General features: G+C 32.6%; 19 protein-coding genes. 12 read left to right on the forward strand and 7 right to left on the reverse strand.

Annotation, left to right across the window (positions count from 1 at the left end; translation table 11 throughout):
- Positions 1-8: 8 nt before the first annotated feature.
- The gene (locus EV196_RS11980; RefSeq protein ID WP_132217998.1) at positions 9-395 is read right to left on the reverse strand and encodes a hypothetical protein; all 387 of its coding nucleotides are present in this window, start codon (positions 393-395) and stop codon (positions 9-11) included.
- A gap of 148 nt (positions 396-543) precedes the next feature.
- Here EV196_RS11980 and EV196_RS11985 point away from each other — a divergent pair, with 148 nt between their 5' ends.
- The 12 genes from EV196_RS11985 (at position 544) to EV196_RS12040 (ending at position 12860) form a co-directional block, all read left to right on the forward strand.
- The gene (locus tag EV196_RS11985; RefSeq protein ID WP_132217999.1) at positions 544-2430 is read left to right on the forward strand and encodes a sensor histidine kinase; all 1887 of its coding nucleotides are present in this window, start codon (positions 544-546) and stop codon (positions 2428-2430) included.
- Positions 2431-2492: 62 nt separating this feature from the next.
- On the forward strand, positions 2493-3545 hold the full coding sequence (locus tag EV196_RS11990; protein ID WP_132218000.1) for a response regulator: 1053 nt from the start codon (positions 2493-2495) through the stop codon (positions 3543-3545).
- Positions 3546-3621: 76 nt separating this feature from the next.
- On the forward strand, positions 3622-4473 hold the full coding sequence (locus EV196_RS11995; protein WP_132218001.1) for a universal stress protein: 852 nt from the start codon (positions 3622-3624) through the stop codon (positions 4471-4473).
- 6 nt (positions 4474-4479) lie between these two features.
- Entirely contained in the window at positions 4480-4866 is a 387-nt protein-coding gene (locus tag EV196_RS12000) for a hypothetical protein (RefSeq protein ID WP_132218002.1), read from the forward strand.
- Between the two features lie 438 nt (positions 4867-5304).
- On the forward strand, positions 5305-6162 hold the full coding sequence (locus EV196_RS12005; RefSeq protein ID WP_132218003.1) for a universal stress protein: 858 nt from the start codon (positions 5305-5307) through the stop codon (positions 6160-6162).
- A 16-nt stretch (positions 6163-6178) separates the two neighbouring features.
- On the forward strand, positions 6179-7021 hold the full coding sequence (locus EV196_RS12010) for a universal stress protein (protein WP_132218004.1): 843 nt from the start codon (positions 6179-6181) through the stop codon (positions 7019-7021).
- Between the two features lie 12 nt (positions 7022-7033).
- Positions 7034-7858, forward strand: a complete 825-nt coding sequence (locus EV196_RS12015; RefSeq protein ID WP_132218005.1) for a universal stress protein — start codon at positions 7034-7036, stop codon at positions 7856-7858.
- 68 nt (positions 7859-7926) lie between these two features.
- Complete coding sequence (locus EV196_RS12020) at positions 7927-8769, forward strand: restriction endonuclease (protein WP_132218006.1); 843 nt, start codon at positions 7927-7929, stop codon at positions 8767-8769.
- Positions 8770-8775: 6 nt separating this feature from the next.
- Positions 8776-10149: an MBL fold metallo-hydrolase RNA specificity domain-containing protein gene (locus tag EV196_RS12025; RefSeq protein WP_132218007.1), complete on the forward strand. Its 1374-nt coding sequence runs from the start codon at positions 8776-8778 to the stop codon at positions 10147-10149.
- A gap of 164 nt (positions 10150-10313) precedes the next feature.
- Positions 10314-10841, forward strand: a complete 528-nt coding sequence (locus tag EV196_RS12030; RefSeq protein ID WP_165876158.1) for an Hsp20/alpha crystallin family protein — start codon at positions 10314-10316, stop codon at positions 10839-10841.
- A 66-nt stretch (positions 10842-10907) separates the two neighbouring features.
- Entirely contained in the window at positions 10908-11351 is a 444-nt protein-coding gene (locus EV196_RS12035; RefSeq protein ID WP_132218008.1) for a hypothetical protein, read from the forward strand.
- Positions 11352-11645: 294 nt separating this feature from the next.
- Entirely contained in the window at positions 11646-12860 is a 1215-nt protein-coding gene (locus EV196_RS12040) for a site-specific integrase (RefSeq protein ID WP_132218009.1), read from the forward strand.
- A gap of 207 nt (positions 12861-13067) precedes the next feature.
- Here the strand turns inward: EV196_RS12040 and EV196_RS12045 are convergent, their stop codons facing one another.
- The 6 genes from EV196_RS12045 to EV196_RS12070 form a co-directional block, all read right to left on the reverse strand.
- Positions 13068-14153, reverse strand: coding sequence for a PepSY-associated TM helix domain-containing protein (locus EV196_RS12045; RefSeq protein WP_132218010.1), 1086 nt, complete (start codon positions 14151-14153; stop codon positions 13068-13070).
- Between the two features lie 67 nt (positions 14154-14220).
- On the reverse strand, positions 14221-16605 hold the full coding sequence (locus EV196_RS12050) for a TonB-dependent receptor (RefSeq protein WP_132218011.1): 2385 nt from the start codon (positions 16603-16605) through the stop codon (positions 14221-14223).
- 155 nt (positions 16606-16760) lie between these two features.
- Positions 16761-17075: a DUF6730 family protein gene (locus tag EV196_RS12055; protein WP_132218012.1), complete on the reverse strand. Its 315-nt coding sequence runs from the start codon at positions 17073-17075 to the stop codon at positions 16761-16763.
- 16 nt (positions 17076-17091) lie between these two features.
- Entirely contained in the window at positions 17092-17955 is an 864-nt protein-coding gene (locus EV196_RS12060) for a relaxase/mobilization nuclease domain-containing protein (protein ID WP_132218013.1), read from the reverse strand.
- Positions 17952-18470, reverse strand: coding sequence for a mobilization protein MbpA (mbpA, locus tag EV196_RS20155; RefSeq protein ID WP_243652235.1), 519 nt, complete (start codon positions 18468-18470; stop codon positions 17952-17954). Before mbpA ends, EV196_RS12060 begins: the two co-directional genes overlap by 4 nt.
- Complete coding sequence (locus EV196_RS12070; RefSeq protein ID WP_132218014.1) at positions 18454-19326, reverse strand: toprim domain-containing protein; 873 nt, start codon at positions 19324-19326, stop codon at positions 18454-18456. The genes mbpA and EV196_RS12070 overlap by 17 nt, the downstream gene beginning before the upstream one ends.
- Positions 19327-19472: the final 146 nt, after the last annotated feature.

A 19472-nucleotide genomic window follows, 5' to 3' on the forward strand; every position in this document is an offset into this window, starting at 1 on the left:
ATAAAAAATTAATTTTTTAATTCGATATCCAACTTTGCAAGCATAATCAATTCCGATTTATTTAACCCTGAAAAAGAAGTAGCAATGCCATTGGCTGTTTTCATAATAAGCATTTTAACATCCGCAGTAAATAAAGAAGGATGGTTCTTTTTGAAAGTTAAAAAATCTTCAAAACATGTTTCAGCATCAAGTGCTTTGTTTTTTAACCTATCAAAAACAATTTCTATGTGTTTCGCGGCATCTTTAGATTCATCATTTTCAGTTAAATCAACATCCAACCATTTTTCCTTTACAAGTCCTTTTAATTTACTTAACTCTGTAGGGTGTACTTTTTTATCTGCTGCAGCAATAGCATAAAACAGTTTACCAATATTTTGGTAAAATTCAAGTATCATCTTTTTTTAGTTTACGTTTTTTAAAAATTATTTTTCCTAAAATACGAACAAACTACAGGTTTACCTATGATAAAAATCAGTCATTAATAACTAAAAAACGTGCATTTTTCCTTACTTTTAAAGTGCTATTTTTAAAGGCCTCACTTTTATGTTCAGACAAGACCAAGAAATATTCAACATCTTACTGGAAACTGTTTCTGAAGGTGTCATTATTGTTGATGACCACCAAAAAATAGTTGAGGCAAATAGTGCTTTAGAACACATTTTTGGATATAGCAGTAAAAATTTGATAAACAATCAATTAAACCTCCTTATTCCATCTCATTACCACAATAACCTTTCTGAATATTTCAAAAAATTCCTTGAAAGAGGTAAACGCCGAAAACTGGGTGAAGCCACCGATATTTTTGCTTTAAAAAAAGATGGTGATATGTTTCCTGTTGAAGTAGAACTAAACCCTTTCTCAATCTATAACAAAACCTATGTGATGGTTTTGGTTAAAGATATTTCAGAAAAAAAAGAGATTGAAAGAAACCTCATGTTACGCACCAAGGCCTTACAATCTGCCAATAACGGCATCGTGATTACCGATGCTTTAAAATACGATAATCCCATTATGTATTTTAATGCGGCATTTCAAAAACTTACAGGATATGCTGATTATGAAATACTTAACCGAAATTGCAGGTTTTTACAGGGTATAGACAGAAACCAAGCAGACCTTATAAAACTTAGGGAAGCTATAAAAAATGGCGAAAGTTGTCAAGCCACTTTGCGTAATTACAAGAAAGATGGCACTATGTTTTGGAACGATATATACGTTTTTCCAATAACAAATATTGATGGTGTGGTTACCAATTTTATTGGCATACAAAACGATGTAACACTTCGTAAAAAAGTAGAAGACGAACGCCACCACCTAGCTGCTATTTTTGATGAATCTTTAAATGAAATCCATGTTTTTGATGCCAAAACATTAAAGTTTATCAATATGAATTTTGGCGCGCAAAAAAGTTTGGGATATACCATGGACGAATTGTTAAAAATGACACCCATTCATATTACTCCCTACAAAGATGAACTTGAGTTTAGAAAAGTGATTGACGTTTTGCTCGATAAAACGGTTGAAAAATTAGAGATTGAAACGGTTCAACAGCGAAAAGATGGCACAGAATATCCGGTTGAAGTGCATTTACAGTTGTCTAATTTAGGTGAACGCGAAGTTTTTGTTGCGATTATATTAGATATTACCGAACGAAAAAATTACACGGCAAAACTTGAAAAAACAGTTGAAGAGCGCACACAACAACTTAAATTGGCACTTAACAAAGAAAAAGAACTCAATGATTTGAAAACCAATTTTTTATCATTAGTGTCGCACGAGTTTAAAACACCTTTAAGTGGTATTTTATCATCTAGCGAATTGCTTAGCAGGTACCAATTAACAGAACACCAAGAAAAGCGTGATAAGTACATAAAAAACATTACCGATAAAGTCTATTATTTAAATAATATTTTAACCGATTTTCTATCCGTTGAAAAACTGGAAAAAGGAAAAGCCAGTTATAGTTTTACCCATTTTAAACTTAGCAAAGTTGTTAATGAGGTTGTTTACAATGCCAATATGCTTTTAAAAGATGGACAACAAATAAAATACCCAGAAAATGTTGATGAGATATCGCTATACCAAGACGAGAAAATTATTCAGCTCATTTTAACCAACCTATTACACAATGCCATAAAGTATTCGCCTGAAGGCGCATTTATATATATGTATGTAACTCAAGATGAAAACTTAACAACAGTAATAATTAAAGATAACGGGGTAGGAATCCCCGAAAAAGACCAAAAGAACATTTTTCAACGCTATTTTAGGGCGCAAAACGTGGTTAACACCCAAGGTACGGGCATTGGTTTAAATATCGTTAAAAGCCATTGCGAAAACCTAGGTGGCAGCATTTCATTTGAAAGCGAAGAGCACAAAGGCTCAACGTTTACCATCACGATTCCTAACAAAGCAATAAATGAAACTTAAACAACCTAAAAAAAGTTACATCACACAACAACTTAAGGATGTTTAAAATAAAAATATAACAGATGAAAACGATTTTACTTATTGAAGACGATGTGGTTTTAAGAGATTGCACGGTAGAACTTTTAGAACTATCAAACTATAAGGTTTTAAAAGCTTCAAATGGAAAAATAGGTGTTAAACTAGCCAAACAGTATGTACCAGATATTATAGTATGCGATATCATGATGCCCGAATTGGATGGTTATGGCGTACTTAAAGCCCTCTCAAAAGACAAAACCACCAAGTATATTCCCTTTATATTTTTATCCGCTAAAACAGAATTTAACGATGTTAGAAAGGGCATGAATTTGGGCGCAGACGATTACATAAGCAAACCTTTCGCCATAAAAGACCTTATAGACGCTATAGAAAGCCGTTTAGCCAAAGTCGCCATTTTACAAGAATTGGCCACCAACGAGAACGACTCTAAAGAAGATATGGAGCACGAAATAAAAACCCTTAACGATCTAAAAAACTTTTTTGACGATAATGGTACTGTTTTTACATTTAATAAAGATGATGTTATTTACCGTGAAGGCGATCATGCCAATTTTATATACTTAATAAACAAAGGCGCGGTTAAATGCCACCAGATACAAGAACAAGGGAAAGAGCTTGTAACCGCCCTATATAAAGAAGACGACTTGTTTGGCTATACTTCATTCACAAAAAACATACCCCATCAAGAAACCGTTACAGCGATTGAAGATGTTGAGCTAACAGGCGTTTCTACCATAGAATTTAATAAGATACTCAACAACAACCATAAATTAGCATTAGAACTTATGCAGTTATTGTCTGAAGACCTGATAAGTACTAAAAGCCAGTTATTAGAAAAAGCCTATGCTTCAGTAAACAAAAAAACAGCAGCCACCATTTTAAAATTTGTCGAAAAAATAAACAAGAAACCAGAAGATCCCATAAAAATTTCAAGAACAGATTTGGCAAATGTTGCAGGAATCGCAACCGAAACACTTATAAGAGCCCTTGCAGAATTTAAAAAAGATGGCATTATAACAACAGAAGGCAGAAACATAAAAGTAGTAGATATTGAAAAACTAAAAAACATAAATTAGTAATGGCCTAAATGATGAATATCATTTCAACTAACACTCATAGTACATAAATTAGTAGTTGTAAAATTGTTGTTAGATGAAAAAGATATTACTACCCACCGATTTTTCAAAAAACTCATGGAACGCCATTAAGTACGCCATCCATTTCTTTGAAAACGAAACTTGCGACTTTTACATCCTTCATGTACATAAATTAAGCAATATAGTTGCTATTGATTATTCTTATGCCAATGAAGATGATGTTATTACAGAAGATGTGCATACAAAACCTGCAATGCAACAACTACGCAAAGTTTTAAGACAGATTAAAACACAATTTCCCGCTAATACAAATCACAGATTTTATCCTTTATACGATTATAACTTCTTTGTAGAATCTATTAGGAAACATGTTGAAGAAAAAAAAATAGATATGATAGTTATGGGCACTAAAGGGACTTCTAGATTAAAAAAAATTATTGTGGGCAGCAATACAGGCGATGTTATCACTAAAGTAAAATGCCCTACGCTAGCCGTTCCAGAAAAAGCGCAATTTGTAAAACCCAAAGACATAGCCTTTCCTACAGATTTCTCTTTAAATTATGATATGCGCATGCTAGAACCACTATCCAACATATTAGAAAATTACAAACCCGCACTCAGAATACTTAATATAAGCCGAAATAAAACAGATTTGAATATGGAGCAAAAAAGAAACAGAGCCTTACTAGATGATTATTTTAGCTACATAACCCACAGTTTTCATTATTTAACGAATACAAACATAGAAAAAGCCATACAATTTTTTGTTGAAAGCAGGCACATACATATGGTATGCATGGTAGCGAAAAACCTAAACTATTTTCATCAAATTTTATTTCATTCAAAAGTTGAAGAAATTAGTTATCACACAGAAATTCCTTTTTTAGTACTACACGAAAAAAATTAAAACATTATGGATACTTCAATCTTTTTAGCCAAGTTTTGGGGCTGGTACCTCATCATATTCTTTTTTATTTTAACATTAAACCCAAAACGCATCAAGCAAATTTTTACAGATTTAAAAGATGAGAAATTTCTAATTATATCATCTTTTGTAGCCATTATTGTTGGGTTGCTCAATATTTTATTTCATAATATCTGGGAACCAAACTGGAAATTTATAATAACAATTATTGGATGGCTTTCCCTTTTTATTGGGTTATCGCTCTTTATATTTCCAAAACGGACTGTAAAAACTTTAGAGATTATTAATGTAAAATTGGTACAACTTATTTATATGTTACTGTTTTTGGTTGGTGTGTTTTTGTTGAATATTGTGTACGGAATTTTACCCATGTAATTTTTTCAAACTGATATTTATCATTCCATATTAAGATATTATAATATAAATTAGAGTCATAAACAAAGAAGTTCTTTTACATGTAATATAAGGTGTTGTTATTAAAAATGTTCAACACTGTTAAAAATGTTTGAAGCTATTTACCATCTTAACATTTAATATGGCTTTTAAGGGGTATTAATGATTAATGAAAGTTGGTTAATAATGTCGAACATTTTTACAAGGAAACAGGGAGCAAAACTTCCTGTTTCCGTTTACTATTTTCAATATGGCTATTAATCAATTCGCATAAAAATATGTGATATGGTGGGGAATGTTTTATAAGCATTCCCCTTTTTTATTTTAATTAAAAATAAGAAATCTACTAATCTTCAATCTGATAAATATCATTGTTTCAATTTGTTATAGTACTTAACTTTAGTAATAATACTTGAAGCGATGAGAAAAATATTAATTCCTACCGATTTTTCTGAAAATGCTATGAATGCTATAAAATTTGCTATGGACTTATTTAAATGTGAAGTAAGTGAATTTTACATCATGCATGTATATCAGGACGAGATTTATGCTGATGAATCTACATTAACCAACACAAAGTTGGATGATTTAAAAGCTATTGTGAGTAAGAAATCTGAGGAAGCATTGGAAAAAACGATAGCAAAAATTAAAGCCTTCTCTCAAAATCCCAGACACACTTATAATGCCATTTCTGCAAACAACTTACTTACAGAGGAAGCTGATAAAATAGTTGACGACCAAAATATAGACCTGATCGTAATGGGAACTAAAGGGAAAACCAACGATAAAAAAATAACCTTTGGTAGCCATACGCTTCAAGTTTTAAAATATGTACAATGTCCAGTACTAGCAATACCCGAGAATTATAAATACGCAAACCCAACACACGTTCTCTTTCCTACTAATTATATGATACCATACAAAAGAAGAGAGTTAAAATTACTTTGTGAAATGGTATCTCCTTTTAGAGTAGAATTAGATATGCTTTATATATCTAAAAGCGAACAACTATCTGTTAGACAACAAGACAATCAAAATTTCATAAAAGAAGAGTTGTGCAAAAATAAAATCAATTTTAAAATAATAAAAAGTAAACATATTATAAACACCGTTTACACATACATTAAAGAAAACCATGTAGATATGCTGGTTATGGTAAACACAAGACATTCATTTTTAGAAAATATTTTATTTCAATCTACCACTATAGATGAATTGAGTTTAAATCTTGACATCCCTTTTTTAACATTGCAAAACATGAGACGTAACATAATATAAATTAAAATTTAATATCATGAAAAATATTCTGCTTCCTACCGATTTTTCTGAAAACTCTTGGAATGCTATAAAGTACGCTTTACAGCTTTTCAAAAACGAAACTTGTAAATTCTATTTACTAAACACATACACACCCGTAATTTACCATGTAGAATATGTATTGGTAGAACCAGCACAATTTGGCATGATTGATAATGTAAGGGAAATAGCTTTAAAAAATTTAGAAGATTTTAAAACGCGCATAAAAAGCGAATTTAAAAACCCTAAACATACCATAGAAACCATAGGCGCCTTTAATATGCTAATTCCAGAAATTGTAGAAATTGTTAAAGATAAAGCCATCGATTATGTGGTAATGGGCACCAAAGGAGCTACGGGTACCAACGAAATTTTATTTGGATCGAATACAGTACATGTATTTAAAAACGTTAAATGCCCTGTACTAGCTATTCCAGATGGGTTTGAATTTGAAACACCACATGAAATTTTATTCCCAACAGATTATGCCATAACCTATGAAACACATCATGTAAAACCAATTATAGATATTAACAAGCTCTATCAAACTAGAATTCACATATTATACCTCACTTATGGTTATGATTTATCTGAAAAACAAGAAGAAAACAAACTAATTCTAGAAACACACTTAAAAAAAGAAACCTATTTAATTCATGAAGTGGGCAACCAAACCGTAGAAGAAGGCATCACTAATTTTCAGTCAAAAACACGTGTTAACATGTTGGTTATGATTAATAATAAACACTCGTTTTTTGAAAATTTATTTTTCAAAAACACCATTAATCAAATCGGTTTTCATTTAAAAATTCCATTTTTAGTTATTCCAGCGAAACTATAAAAACCACAAATCATGCAACGAAAAATTTTATTGCCAACCGATTTTTCCGATAACTCCTGGAGTGCTACCGTCTATGCCTTAAAACTGTTTAAGGATGAGTTCTGTACCTTCTATTTTTTAAACTCTGCAGCCATAAAAGCATCGATAATGTCTAATAAAAAACTAATCGAGTCCATGAAGGAAGACACCATGACAGAGTTAATGTCTTTAAAGGATTTAGCAGAAACATCAAACGCTAATGCAAATCATGATTTTCAAATAATTTTCAGTACAAAAGATTTAATAAATGCCATTAAAACCGCCATAGAAGAATTTAACATCGATTTGGTTATTATGGGTACCAAAGGCACTACCCCAACAAAAGAATTTCTATTTGGTAGCAACACTATAAACATAATAACGAACTTAAAACTTTGTCCTATTTTGGTAATTCCAGAAGAATACGATTTTGTTAAACCATCGCAAATAGCATTTCCAACAGATTTTAATCGTTTTTATAGCGAAAAAGAACTAAAACCATTAAAGGAATTAGCAGATTTATATAATTCTAAAATTAGAATTGTACACATTATTACTAAAGGCGAGCTTAATGAAACCCAGGAATATAACTTAATGATACTAAAAAGCCATTTAAAAAATTATGAGTTTGAACTCCATTGGATGCCCAATTATGCGAAAAAAGTAACCGAAATAAATGATTTTATTCAAGAGCTTGAAATAAACATGCTGGCCATGGTAAATTACAAGCACAGTTTTATAGAAAAAATAATGCATGAGCCAGTAATAAAAAAAATAGGATTTCATCCCGATATACCATTTTTGGTTATACCAGATTAAGTTAACTTTTATGGTTTTTTTTATTATTTCAATGGAACTACTTTGGTTTAATAACATAATCCCTAATCATGGAAAAAGACACTATCGATATCATTAAATCATCAGGTGAAAAAGCAAAATTTTCATTAAACAAATTAAAGGCATCCTTAAACCGAAGTGGTGCCGATAAACACACTGTTAATCAAATTATCGACAAGGTAAGAGACGAACTTTATCAAGGCATTTCAACAAAAGAAATTTACAACAGGGCTTATGCATTACTTAAAAAAAAGAAAAGCTATTTAGCTTCCAAGTATAAGTTAAAAAAAGCCATTTACGAACTCGGCCCTACAGGATTTCCTTTTGAGCGATTTGTGAGTGCTGTATTGCAATATTCAGGTTATAAAACCGAAGTGGGCAAAACTTTACAAGGGCAATGCGTCACCCACGAAATTGATGTTTTGGCACATAAAGACCACCAAACCATTGTGGTAGAATGTAAATTTCATAGCGACGAAGGCCTTAATTGTAACGTAAAAATTCCGCTATACATAAATTCACGCTATAATGATGTAAAAGCACACTGGAATGCCAACCCCAAAAACGGCTCTAAATTGGCTGAAGGTTGGGTTGTAACCAACACACGTTTTACACAAGATGCCATTCAATATGGTAAATGTGTTAATCTGTATCTTTTAAGTTGGGATTATCCTAAAAACGATGGTTTAAAAGATCGAATTGATCGCTTAGGCTTGTACCCAATAACCGTATCTACATTACTTACAAACCGAGAAAAACAGTTTTTATTAAGTAGAGATATTGTGCTTTGCAGAGAGTTAATTGGCGATGGTTTTTATTTGGACCATTTAGGTGTTTCAGAAATAAGAAAAGAAAAGATTTTAAATGAAATAAAAATGTTATGCGATAATTAATAAGCTATGGAACATATTGTAAAAATAAACTTTTTAGGAGCCGCTGGTGTGGTAACCGGCTCAAAATTTCTTTTGGAAACTTCAGAAAAAAACATATTAATTGATTGTGGTATGTTTCAAGGCTTAAAAGAATTGAGAGCACTTAATTGGGATGATTTACCCGTAAATGTTGAAAATATTGATGTGGTGCTGCTTACTCACGGGCATTTAGACCATGTTGGTTATTTACCTAGGCTAGTTAAACAAGGTTTTACAGGAAAAATTATAGGAACAGCGCCTACTTTAGCCATTGCCGAAATTATTTTAAAGGATAGTGCCAAAATCCAGGAAGAAGAGGCACAAAAAGCGAATAAGGAAAAATACACAAAACACAATCCCGCACTACCATTTTATACCATATTTGAAGCTGAAAAAACCATCAATCAGTTTCAAGTAGAAATGCCTGATAAATGGATTGCATTATCTAAAAACATATCTTACAGATTTCAGTATAACGGTCATATTATTGGTGCCACTTTTATCGAATTGGACGTAAACGGAAAGCGATTTGTATTTTCTGGAGACATTGGTAGACAAAATGATTACTTATTGAATAATCCTAAAAAACCAGAATGGGCCGATTATTTATTTATTGAAAGTACCTACGGAGACAAGTTGCATCCAACCGAAGATATCGATACTATTTTATCTGAACTTATAAACCAAACCATTCATAAAAAAGGAAATTTAATTATCCCCAGTTTTGCGGTAGAGCGTTTACAAACCCTCATGTATTTACTTTGGAAACTTTATATGAAGAACAAAATACCAAACATTCCCATTTTTATAGACAGCCCTATGGGCAACAATGTTTTGGAAGTTTTTAAACGCTATCCCAACTGGCATAAACTATCCGATTCGGATTATAATGCCATGTGTAAACACATGAATATAATTCAATCTTATAAAGAAACTTGGGAAACCATTGATGATAAACGCTCTAAAATAATTATTGCTGGTAGCGGTATGGTAAGTGGAGGGCGCGTACTTACCTATTTACAACAACTTATTGACGAACCTTCTACTACAGTATTATTGGTAGGCTACCAAGCGGAAGGCACAAGAGGTAGGCTATTAAAAGAAGGAGCTCATGAAATACGCTTTTTCGGAAAATATTATCCTGTAAAAGCTAAGATTAAAACCATAGAAAGTCTTTCGGCTCACGCAGATCAAAGTGATCTATTAAACTGGCTGAGCAACATTAAAAACACCCCAGAAAAGGTGTTTTTAATTCATGGAGAACCTACTGCTTTAGATGCCTTTCGTGTAAAAATAAAAGACACTTTTAATTGGAATGTTACCATTCCAAAATTAACAGATGTTGAAAAATTACTTATATAAATTTTAAGGTTTTAAATAATGGAAACACAATTAATTTGTAAAATCACAATCTAACAAAAAAACAGTTTAAACACCCCTAACCGACTGATATATATCATTGTAAAAACCCGTTAATATAAATACATTAGTGTTATAATATTTGTTTAACCTAAATGTTTATTATCATGAAAACATTAATGAAACGCAGAAAAAGAAACAAGTTATCTCCATTTAACAACTCGTTAATGACACCTTGGAATAACAGTTTCTTAAGACCTTGGGCAGGTGATTTTTTCAATTCAAATTTTGATAATATGGCCCTAGGTAGATTTGATGATATTTTTCGAAATGATTTTTTTGAAAATGATAGTTTAATGCCAGCAATGAATGTTCAAGAACATAAAGAAGGTTTTGAAATTGAATTAGCGGCTCCTGGATTTGATAAAAAAGATTTTGAAGTTACCATTGAAGAAGATGTACTTCACGTTTTTGGTGAAAAAGAAATAGAAGAAGAAGAAAAAGAGGATGATTTTTCACATAAAGAGTTTAGTTACAAATCTTTTAAAAGATCGATGATGCTTCCTCCTTCAGTAGATTTAAATCAAGAAATAAAAGCTACTTACAAAAATGGAATACTAAAATTAAAATTGTTAAAAAAACAGGAAACTATTGAAAAAGCGGCACCACCAAAAAAAGTTATTGAGGTGAATTAAATTTATTTAAAGCAGAAAGCTTTTAAACATGGCTTTCTGCTTTGTTAAATGCTTAAAAAAAACAAAATGAAAACAAAAGAAGTTAAAGTAAAATATGAAGCTTGGTTAAATACTGAAACTATGCATAATAGTTCTGTAAAATGGTTATCTGAATTAAAATTCGCTAAAGATGAACAGTTGTTTTTTGATGATTTAATTAAATCGTACACCCTACAGCTTATTGATTCAAAACACTATAAGGAAAGCAAAAAAATTATTGATAAATTAAGTGATTTCCAGACAAAAACCGATTCATTAATTAAAACCATCGTAGAACATGAAAAAGGTTTAAAAATTATGGCTGATGGAATTAACCAAATTGAACAAGAAGAAATTTATAAAAAAGAACACGGAAAATTAATAATTGTTGTGAGCTATTTTTTAGAAAAATACAGAGCATTAAAAGCAAAATTATTTTCACATATAAAAAGCATTATAAAAGAGGGCAAACAAAAACTTTTGCTTCAATAAAAAAATGCAAAATCCTGAAGTAACTATATAAAAAAAGCCTTTACAAGAAATTTTGTAAAGGCTTAGTACTGAGGACGGGACTTGAACCCGTACAGCCTAATGGCCATTGGATTTTAAGTGCAAGCATAAATTCGTCAAATTAAACTAAATTAACTTATTTTCAATTAGTTACGCTTAATTTAATTTTATTTGTTACCAATAAAACTCAAGTAAAACCAAAAAATGTTGTACCTATGTTGTACCTATCACTCCAAATAATTTAGTATATTTATAAATCAATAAAAATTCTGCAGTATGTCTTCTAATGCAAAAGTAGTCTTAAGAAAAAAGAAAAATAGTGAAGGGCATTATCCACTAGCAATTCGCATCACAAAAAATAGACGTTCTATTTATCATTACATAGGACACTATATTGATTTAAATCATTGGGACGAAAAAAATATTCGTGTAAAAAAATCCCATCCTAACGCCAAAAGCCTTAATCGCCTTTTAACAAAAGAACTTTCCGAAGCAACAAAAGCCCTCATAGAGCTACAAGCCGACAAAAAGGATGTTACAGCTAATCACATAAAAAACAAGTTGTATAACCATCCAAAATCAACAAGCTTTTTCGATGTAGCCCAGGATTATTTAAAGGAACTGGAAACTAATAAAAAACTGTCACGATATTATGCAGACAAAGTACGCGTGAATCATGTAATAAACTTTTCAAAATCAAGACAATTATCTTTTCCAGAAATAGACGAACAATTTCTAAGAAAATTTAAAAGCCATTTAAAAACAAAGGAGAACTTATCAGAAAGGTCTATAGTCAACAACCTCGTAGTAATAAGAACAATATACAATAGAGCTATAAAATTAGAAATTGTTGATAGAAAGCTTTACCCTTTTGGTTCTGAGAAAATACAGATTAAATTTCCTGAAACTCAAAAAATAGGACTAACTAAAAATGAAATAATCTCACTAGAAACTGTAGCTAACTTAACTCAAAATGAAATACATGCTCGAAACATCTGGCTATTCAGTTTTTATTTTGCAGGCATAAGGGTAGCAGATGTACTAAAAATTAAATGGAGTGATATTTATGACGAAAGGTTACATTACCGCATGGATAAAAATTCAAAATTATTGTCTTTAAAAATACCAGATAAAGTCCACCCAATTTTGGAACAATACAAAGAACTAAAAACACATAAAGATGATTTTGTTTTTCCAGAAATGAAATTGATTAACTTAAAAAGTCCTAAAGATATTTTTAAACAAACAAACGCAGCCACAAAGAAACTTAACAAACATTTGAAAAAAATTGCTGAAAAAACGAACATATCAAAAAAAATAACCATGCACATTGCTCGACATAGTTTTGGAAATATATCTGAAGATTTAATTCCTATTAAAATGCTACAAAAACTTTATAGGCATTCTTCTATCACTACAACAATTAATTACCAAGCAAACTTCATCCATAAGGATGCCGATGAGGCCTTAAATAAAGTCATAAGTTTTTGAAAATTTAACAATGGCTCTAAAGTCTTTTTTATACACTTTCAACTAGTTGTGAATTGCTTTCAGTTCTTTAAATTCTTATAGTGAAAATCTTTTGAATTATAGACAAAGACACAACGAACCTTTCTCTAGATGCCATTCTTTTCCCTTCATTATCACTAAAATCCAGAAAAAAATTACAGTCTGATAACTAAATAATTTTCTGAAACACTAGCTAAGTGCTTTTCTTTTCAAACCTTTCTTCTTTTTTAATCTATACATTCTGAAGCCGGTGATAAACAATACCAATGGTACAACTCCAGAGATAAAGACCAAAATCCTACCAAAAACACCTGCAATTTCCCCAATATGGATAGGATAGAACTGTGCAGCTATCCGATTGCTGTTAGAATCAAACCTAAAATCTGATAAAGTTGTTATGTCTCCTTTTTTAGTGATCTCTACCTCTTTCGTTTTTCGATATCCCGCTTTTATAAAACGGTTCTTTATATATCTTAATCGGTATTTATCAGTTTTGTCTTTTGGGAAATAAATAGCTCGTAAAGCATAACCTTTATTGGAGTTTAATAAGGTTTCATTCAGGCTTGAAAAGTTCTCGTTTTTTTGTTGTTTGATTAAGTTTGTATGTTGGCTATTAAAGACTTTTAAAACTGATTTATAAGTGGAATTAAAAGTAAAATAAGAACCCGTAAAAGCAATGATAAGAAGTGGTATAAAAAAATAGATTCCGAGTGCTTTGTGTAAATCGAAGTTAAACTTTCTTTTTTTTGCCTTCCATTTTACTTTAATTCCTTTTCTCAAGTTGTTGGCATAGGCTTTCCACCAAATATAAACGCCAGAAGTTATTAGGATTAGAAAAAATATGATGGCACTAGTTCCTATAATGTACTTGCCTATTAGGGGAATTCCCAAAGTACGGTGTAGATTTAGTAGGCTTTCAAAAAATGATATAGAAACCGATTTTTCACCTAGAGATTCACTGGTTACAGGATGGTAGTAATTCGTTTTTCCATTTTTAAACTGAATGGCTATGGTTTGCTGCTCACGATAAGGAAGAAAAATTTTATCTATACGATCCTTACGGGTTTCAATTAAAGATACAGCGGATTTTAAAATAGTGCCCTCTTTAATATTTTCTATGTTTTCAACTTGTAATAATTCGGGATTAAGGGCTGCTGTTATTTCTGGTTGCCAAACGTATAGCGAACCTGTAAGCCCCGAGAAGGACGCTATAAGTCCACAAGTAAGTCCTAGCCAAAGATGGATTTTCCGTATTGTTGTATTAAAAGATAGCAATGGGTATTGTATGAAATCTATAAAAAACCAATGCTAGCAAATATACTAGCATTGGTTCTAATTAATATTAAAAATTATAATGAATACTTAATTTAGCATTGGTACCTTCGCCTGCACCTGTAAAATCCCTTAAAGGCGCTGCCCATTGTGATCTTGCCGGAAGGTAATACGCATTCAATAGGTTATTGACGCCTAAAGCAACAGACATATTGGACGGTAATTGATAAGCTATAGAAAAATTAAGCAAGGTGTAGCCTGTAACAGGAAATTGTGTGTGCCTAAATGTGTAATCATCGTTGGTATTCAAATACGGATCAAATCGTTTTCTGTCTCCCAAATTGGTCATTCTTAAAGACGTATTTATTTTTTCAGTAGGTTTCCAAGTAACATAAGCAGTCCATTTTGGTGCGGCAATAACATCACCACCCAAATAAGTTAACGCATTTTTATTTGCTGCAGTGTGGGTTACACCTTCTACATATGAATAAGATGTACCTATCTGTAATGCATTGTTGTTTGAGATATAATCAATAGCTATTTCACCACCATAAATGTTCTGTGGCTGTTTGGAAGGCACAAAAGCATTGGTATTTTCATCAAAAACAACACCTGTACCTAAATTGGAGGTGCTATAATAACCTACCGCCTCAAATTTAAAATTATTGAATTTCGACAAAAATCCGAATTCATAGTTTTTAGTCACAGCAGGTTCTAACTGAATGTCATTTATATTATCGGCAGTTGCGGAACGTAAAACAGAACCTAAATCGGCAATAGAAAATCCTTGTGAATAACTTACATAAGGAATAAATTCTTGGTGTTCTATATAACGCAATCCTACATTAAATGCTAGGTTGTCAAATCCTATTTTACCACCTTCAACGGCAACCGAAGGATTGTAATTTCCGTCCCCTAGAGGTGAATAAGGCAGCGTGTTGTAATCTGCAATATCTATATTCATGTCATCATATCTTAGACCAGCTTTGACCACCCATCTGTTGTCAAATTTCAAAGTAGATTGCAAATAAGGCGCCCAACTTAACATTTCGGTATTTGGCACCCATAATCTCCCGTCTAAAAGACCTTGATTGGTTCTATCTTTAAGTAAATCAATACCATAGGTTAAAGAAACATCCATGGAACTATTGGTATCAATGCTTGTATTGAAATTAGGTCTTAGTCCATATTTTTCAGCATTGATAACGGATTGCCCACCATTTTCAAATTTATCAGAATAAAAGAAAATGTTTTCTGTTTTTTGATAATAGAGATCCGTCGTAAAATCAGTCGTACCAGAAAGAATATGGTCTAGGTTATATTTCAGTTGACCATTTATAAGAGTCGTTCCTGTTGGTTCTTGCCCTTCAACAGAACCTTCAACACCATAACCAGCAGTTAGTAAATACTCACCTTCCTCGTTAAGAACCTCAAATTCCGCAGGAACAGGAATAAAAGGTGTGTCTTGGGCGGACTTGTATAAATTTCCGGCTAAGGTGATTTTTTGATTATCAGCAATTTGATATTCTAATTTTGCTAGGGTACTGTAAATATGCGTGTTGTCAAGGCCGTAAGTAGGAAGAATGACAACACCATCAGCATCATATTTGTTCCCTGTTTTCTCATAACTTCCACTTATATAGTAATTAAACCTATCCAAATTACCCTTTAAGGATTGATATACCCCAAAGCCTAAGGCATCGTTTGTTTTAGCTAAGTTTGATGTACCCCAAACATTCGTTGCGCCCTCTATTTTTTTAGTAGCATTTGGCTTTTTGGTTATGTAATTAATAAAACCGCCATTACCGCCATTACCAAAAATGGATGTTGCGCCTTTAATAACCTCGACCCTACTGATATCATTTGGACTTATTGATTTTATCCCCAATTGCCCATTTCTTAATGGCGTAGATTGTGGAATTCCGTCGACCATGACCAAAAGCGAACGTCCACGTAAGGTTTGTCCCCAGTTGGAAAACGTACCCGTAGAAACAGCCAATCCAGGCACTGTAAACTCCAATATGTCACTAATATTTGTTGTGGAATTTGATAGCTCTTGGAGTTTAACTTCATTGACAACAGTTACTGAAGCGGGTATTTCTGAAAGATATTCTGAACGCCTACTTGCCGAAACAACGACTTCGTCCAAACTATTTAAATCTTCCTTTAATATCGCTGTATATGAAGTTGTGCCATCTTGTGTGAACGATAAATGTTCAGTTCGGGTTTGGTATCCCATCATTCTAATGGTTACTTTCCATGTTCCTTTTTCAATATTAGACAGTTCATAATTTCCATCATAATCTGTTGTTGTTCCTTGTTGCAGTTCTTCAATATAAACTGAAGCTCCAAAAAGGGGATGATTTTGTTCGTCTGTAACCTTTCCTTTTAAGTTTGATTGAGAAAAAGCGTAGAATGACAATAAAAGTGTAGCGGTTAGAGTAATAATTTTCATTTATATTTATTTAGATTTATTAAAAATAAGGCACAAATATATTTCCTAATATTAGAAAAACAAAGATTATTCTAATATTTTTTGCATTTTATTTTAGCAAAATATTCGACATAATTCACTCAAATCCATTAAAGATTAGAGCAAACAAAGGTGAGCTATAATACAAAGGACCGTAATATTGAACCTAAAGTATATAAAACTGCTATTATAAACACCACCACCGCCCAAGTAGGATAAATTTTAGCCTGGTCAATTTTAGCATTAAAACGGTTTTCAAAACTTTCGATCATGTTTTTATGCATGGCCATTTCTTTTTGATGGTCATCAACAAGAGCTTTATATTCCGATACATCCATCTTAACCTTTAAGTCAATTAATTGCTGGCTAATCGATTCCAGTTTTTCAATGTTCTTATTGAACTCATGGAGTTCATTGACCAGTAAAGCTGATAATTCTTCTAATTTTGTCATGGGTGTTATGTTTAATTTAATATCCTATATCGATTCCTTTATTAATGGCTTTTTTAATAATGAACTTCGTAATTTTCAGAGCTAGGTTAGGTGTTAGGTCAACCAGCTTTCCAGCGAGTGTAACACTTACCTTGTTGTCCTTTAGAATCTTTGCCCCTTGAATTCCGGACATCTGTTTTCCAATATTACCAAGCGACATGTTCCGATGGACTTCACTGCCCTTAAGATTATGGCCATCAAACTCAAATCGAAAACCCTGTAATTTGTTTTGGTTGTTAATGGTCGGGATGACCTTAACACCATTAACCTGCATAGCTTTGACATAATCATCAAAGGATTTGGGCTGGAACTGTTTCATGGTCAGGTCATGCCGGCGCTTGATTTCCGTTCGGATTTCTTTTAGATTGAACTCCTTTTCAAATTGGATCTGTTTTACGGTGGTCAGTCCCATGTGTTCCGCTACCTTTTCAGCAGCCTGTTGACTGCGCTTACCAATAAAACTATCGTTATAGGCAACCCCTCTAAAGTCAATGCGGTTCACATATAGATGGATGTGCTTATGATTCTTATCCTGATGTACAAAGGCAATCGCTTGTCGTTCACCTAATTTCATTTCATGTATAAAGCGCCTGGTTATAGCTTGTAGGTCTTCATTTCCCAATCGCTTGCCATCTTCAATGGTCGGACTAATCACAAAGGATAATGTGTTTTTAGTACAATGGAAATTTTGGTCCTGGAGCATTTTGAACTCTTGGGTAATCTCTTTTGGCGTATCGCCATGTAGAAACTCCTTTAGTACAATTTCTGCATCCTTTTCCTGGTTCCATCCGTAGGACATGGATGCCATGGTGTGCGATATGCTTTTGCCTTTGCCAATCATGGCTGGAATTTTTTAAGATGTTTCTTGATTTCATTCGCTAGGTCATAGACTTCTTGGGTCAATTTGGGATTCCGTTTTTTATACATGTTCCCAATCGACTTAAAATTGTTATTGTATTTGATCAACATTTTATAAATATCAATATGTTCTTCAGTAAACCGTTCCGTGATTTCCTGTTCAAAGAGACTGCGCCGGATGTATTCGCTCAAGGTCAATCCACTACGTTTAGATTTTACTTTTAGGAGCTTCTTTTCATAAACGTAACATCGAAACTTAACGAGGTCACCCTTCCCCTTAAACACTCTTTTTTTTTCTTTGCGACCTTCGGGAGCAAACGAGAATGTGCCCACAGGCACACATCTCGCGTTCCTACCCACAAGCATTTCGTTTTCCGATAGATCCTTTTCCAGATCAAGTTCCAAGCTATCGGATTGACCGAGTACTTCAGTAGGAATCTTTAATATCTGCTTCGATTCATCTTTGAAGTAAAAATCATTTTCATCTTCCTTTTTCATGGCTAATTAAGTCGTTTAAGTCTTTATGGTTTATATAGGTATCACTTTGGTCAATGACGTTTCGGTACGTTTCAGTTAAATACCGTGTAGCGTTTTCTCCAGCAGAATCATTATCCAAATAGAGGTGTACAAAATCATAGGTTTCGAAATACTTTTCAGCTTCCTTAATAAAGGCAATGGAATTTAAAACCAGAATATCAGATGTTTTCAAAAGGTTTTCATCCAACATGGCCAATGACAACAGATCGAACATGCCTTCCAATACAACTAGCTGTTTGCTGTTGTTTTGGATATAGGTAGAGGATTTGGGACTGCTACTATTCTTAAAAAGCCTGTTTCTAAGTTCCCACCCATTTTTAGAATTTCTTAATCCAATGGCAAAGAATTGAGTCTCCTTAAACCTATACCAAACTTCTTTGCAATAGGTATTGGCAACCATTAATGAAATACCTCTGGAATTCAAATATTGAATCAGGGCAGGGTGCATGATGTCTTGGAATTTAATGATTTTAATATCGGTACATGGGATTATGTCAATTGCCGTTGTATCCCACTGATACCGTTGTTCCATTATGTTAATTGGAATGGAATCACTTAAAAAATCCAAAGCTTCTTTTATGGAACATTTTAAAATTTTGCATACCAAATCAATCACGTTACCTCCGATACCTTCACCGTGGTCGTACCATCGGTTCTTGGTCCTAGAGACTTTGAAAGAGGCTTGGGTTTCTGACCTGAAAGGACTCAGAAACCAAGCTTCTTTCTCCGTTGTCCGATTGGGAAAGTGCCCTAATTTTTCCAGTGCCTTTTCCACTGAAAAATTACGGGCTGTTTCACAATTTATTTTTTCTTTCATAAGCCAATGTGTTTTTAGGTGTTTTTTTAATGATTTGATGATTTCACTTGTGAAGCCTTATAAACAGTACGTTTTCTGAGTCATCAAAATGTCATCATTTCATCATTCCAGGTTTTTTATGGCATTATCCTGTCATCATTATTTTT

It is taken from the genome of Mariniflexile fucanivorans, from assembly GCF_004341235.1.
In the GTDB taxonomy this organism is placed as follows: domain Bacteria; phylum Bacteroidota; class Bacteroidia; order Flavobacteriales; family Flavobacteriaceae; genus Mariniflexile; species Mariniflexile fucanivorans.

Excerpts from the sequence above, each read along its gene's own strand:
- EV196_RS12020 (WP_132218006.1), top strand. The coding sequence starts at position 7,927 with ATGGAAAAAGACACTATCGATATCATTAAATCATCAGGTGAAAAAGCA.
- EV196_RS11995 (WP_132218001.1), top strand. The coding sequence starts at position 3,622 with ATGAAAAAGATATTACTACCCACCGATTTTTCAAAAAACTCATGGAAC.
- EV196_RS11985 (WP_132217999.1), top strand. The coding sequence starts at position 544 with ATGTTCAGACAAGACCAAGAAATATTCAACATCTTACTGGAAACTGTT.
- EV196_RS12035 (WP_132218008.1), top strand. The coding sequence starts at position 10,908 with ATGAAAACAAAAGAAGTTAAAGTAAAATATGAAGCTTGGTTAAATACT.
- EV196_RS12015 (WP_132218005.1), top strand. The coding sequence starts at position 7,034 with ATGCAACGAAAAATTTTATTGCCAACCGATTTTTCCGATAACTCCTGG.
- EV196_RS12005 (WP_132218003.1), top strand. The coding sequence starts at position 5,305 with ATGAGAAAAATATTAATTCCTACCGATTTTTCTGAAAATGCTATGAAT.
- EV196_RS12030 (WP_165876158.1), top strand. The coding sequence starts at position 10,314 with ATGAAAACATTAATGAAACGCAGAAAAAGAAACAAGTTATCTCCATTT.
- EV196_RS12070 (WP_132218014.1), bottom strand. The coding sequence starts at position 19,326 with ATGAAAGAAAAAATAAATTGTGAAACAGCCCGTAATTTTTCAGTGGAA.
- EV196_RS12010 (WP_132218004.1), top strand. The coding sequence starts at position 6,179 with ATGAAAAATATTCTGCTTCCTACCGATTTTTCTGAAAACTCTTGGAAT.
- EV196_RS12000 (WP_132218002.1), top strand. The coding sequence starts at position 4,480 with ATGGATACTTCAATCTTTTTAGCCAAGTTTTGGGGCTGGTACCTCATC.
- EV196_RS11990 (WP_132218000.1), top strand. The coding sequence starts at position 2,493 with ATGAAAACGATTTTACTTATTGAAGACGATGTGGTTTTAAGAGATTGC.
- EV196_RS12055 (WP_132218012.1), bottom strand. The coding sequence starts at position 17,075 with ATGACAAAATTAGAAGAATTATCAGCTTTACTGGTCAATGAACTCCAT.
- EV196_RS12025 (WP_132218007.1), top strand. The coding sequence starts at position 8,776 with ATGGAACATATTGTAAAAATAAACTTTTTAGGAGCCGCTGGTGTGGTA.
- EV196_RS12050 (WP_132218011.1), bottom strand. The coding sequence starts at position 16,605 with ATGAAAATTATTACTCTAACCGCTACACTTTTATTGTCATTCTACGCT.
- EV196_RS11980 (WP_132217998.1), bottom strand. The coding sequence starts at position 395 with ATGATACTTGAATTTTACCAAAATATTGGTAAACTGTTTTATGCTATT.
- EV196_RS12060 (WP_132218013.1), bottom strand. The coding sequence starts at position 17,955 with ATGATTGGCAAAGGCAAAAGCATATCGCACACCATGGCATCCATGTCC.
- EV196_RS12040 (WP_132218009.1), top strand. The coding sequence starts at position 11,646 with ATGTCTTCTAATGCAAAAGTAGTCTTAAGAAAAAAGAAAAATAGTGAA.
- mbpA (WP_243652235.1), bottom strand. The coding sequence starts at position 18,470 with ATGAAAAAGGAAGATGAAAATGATTTTTACTTCAAAGATGAATCGAAG.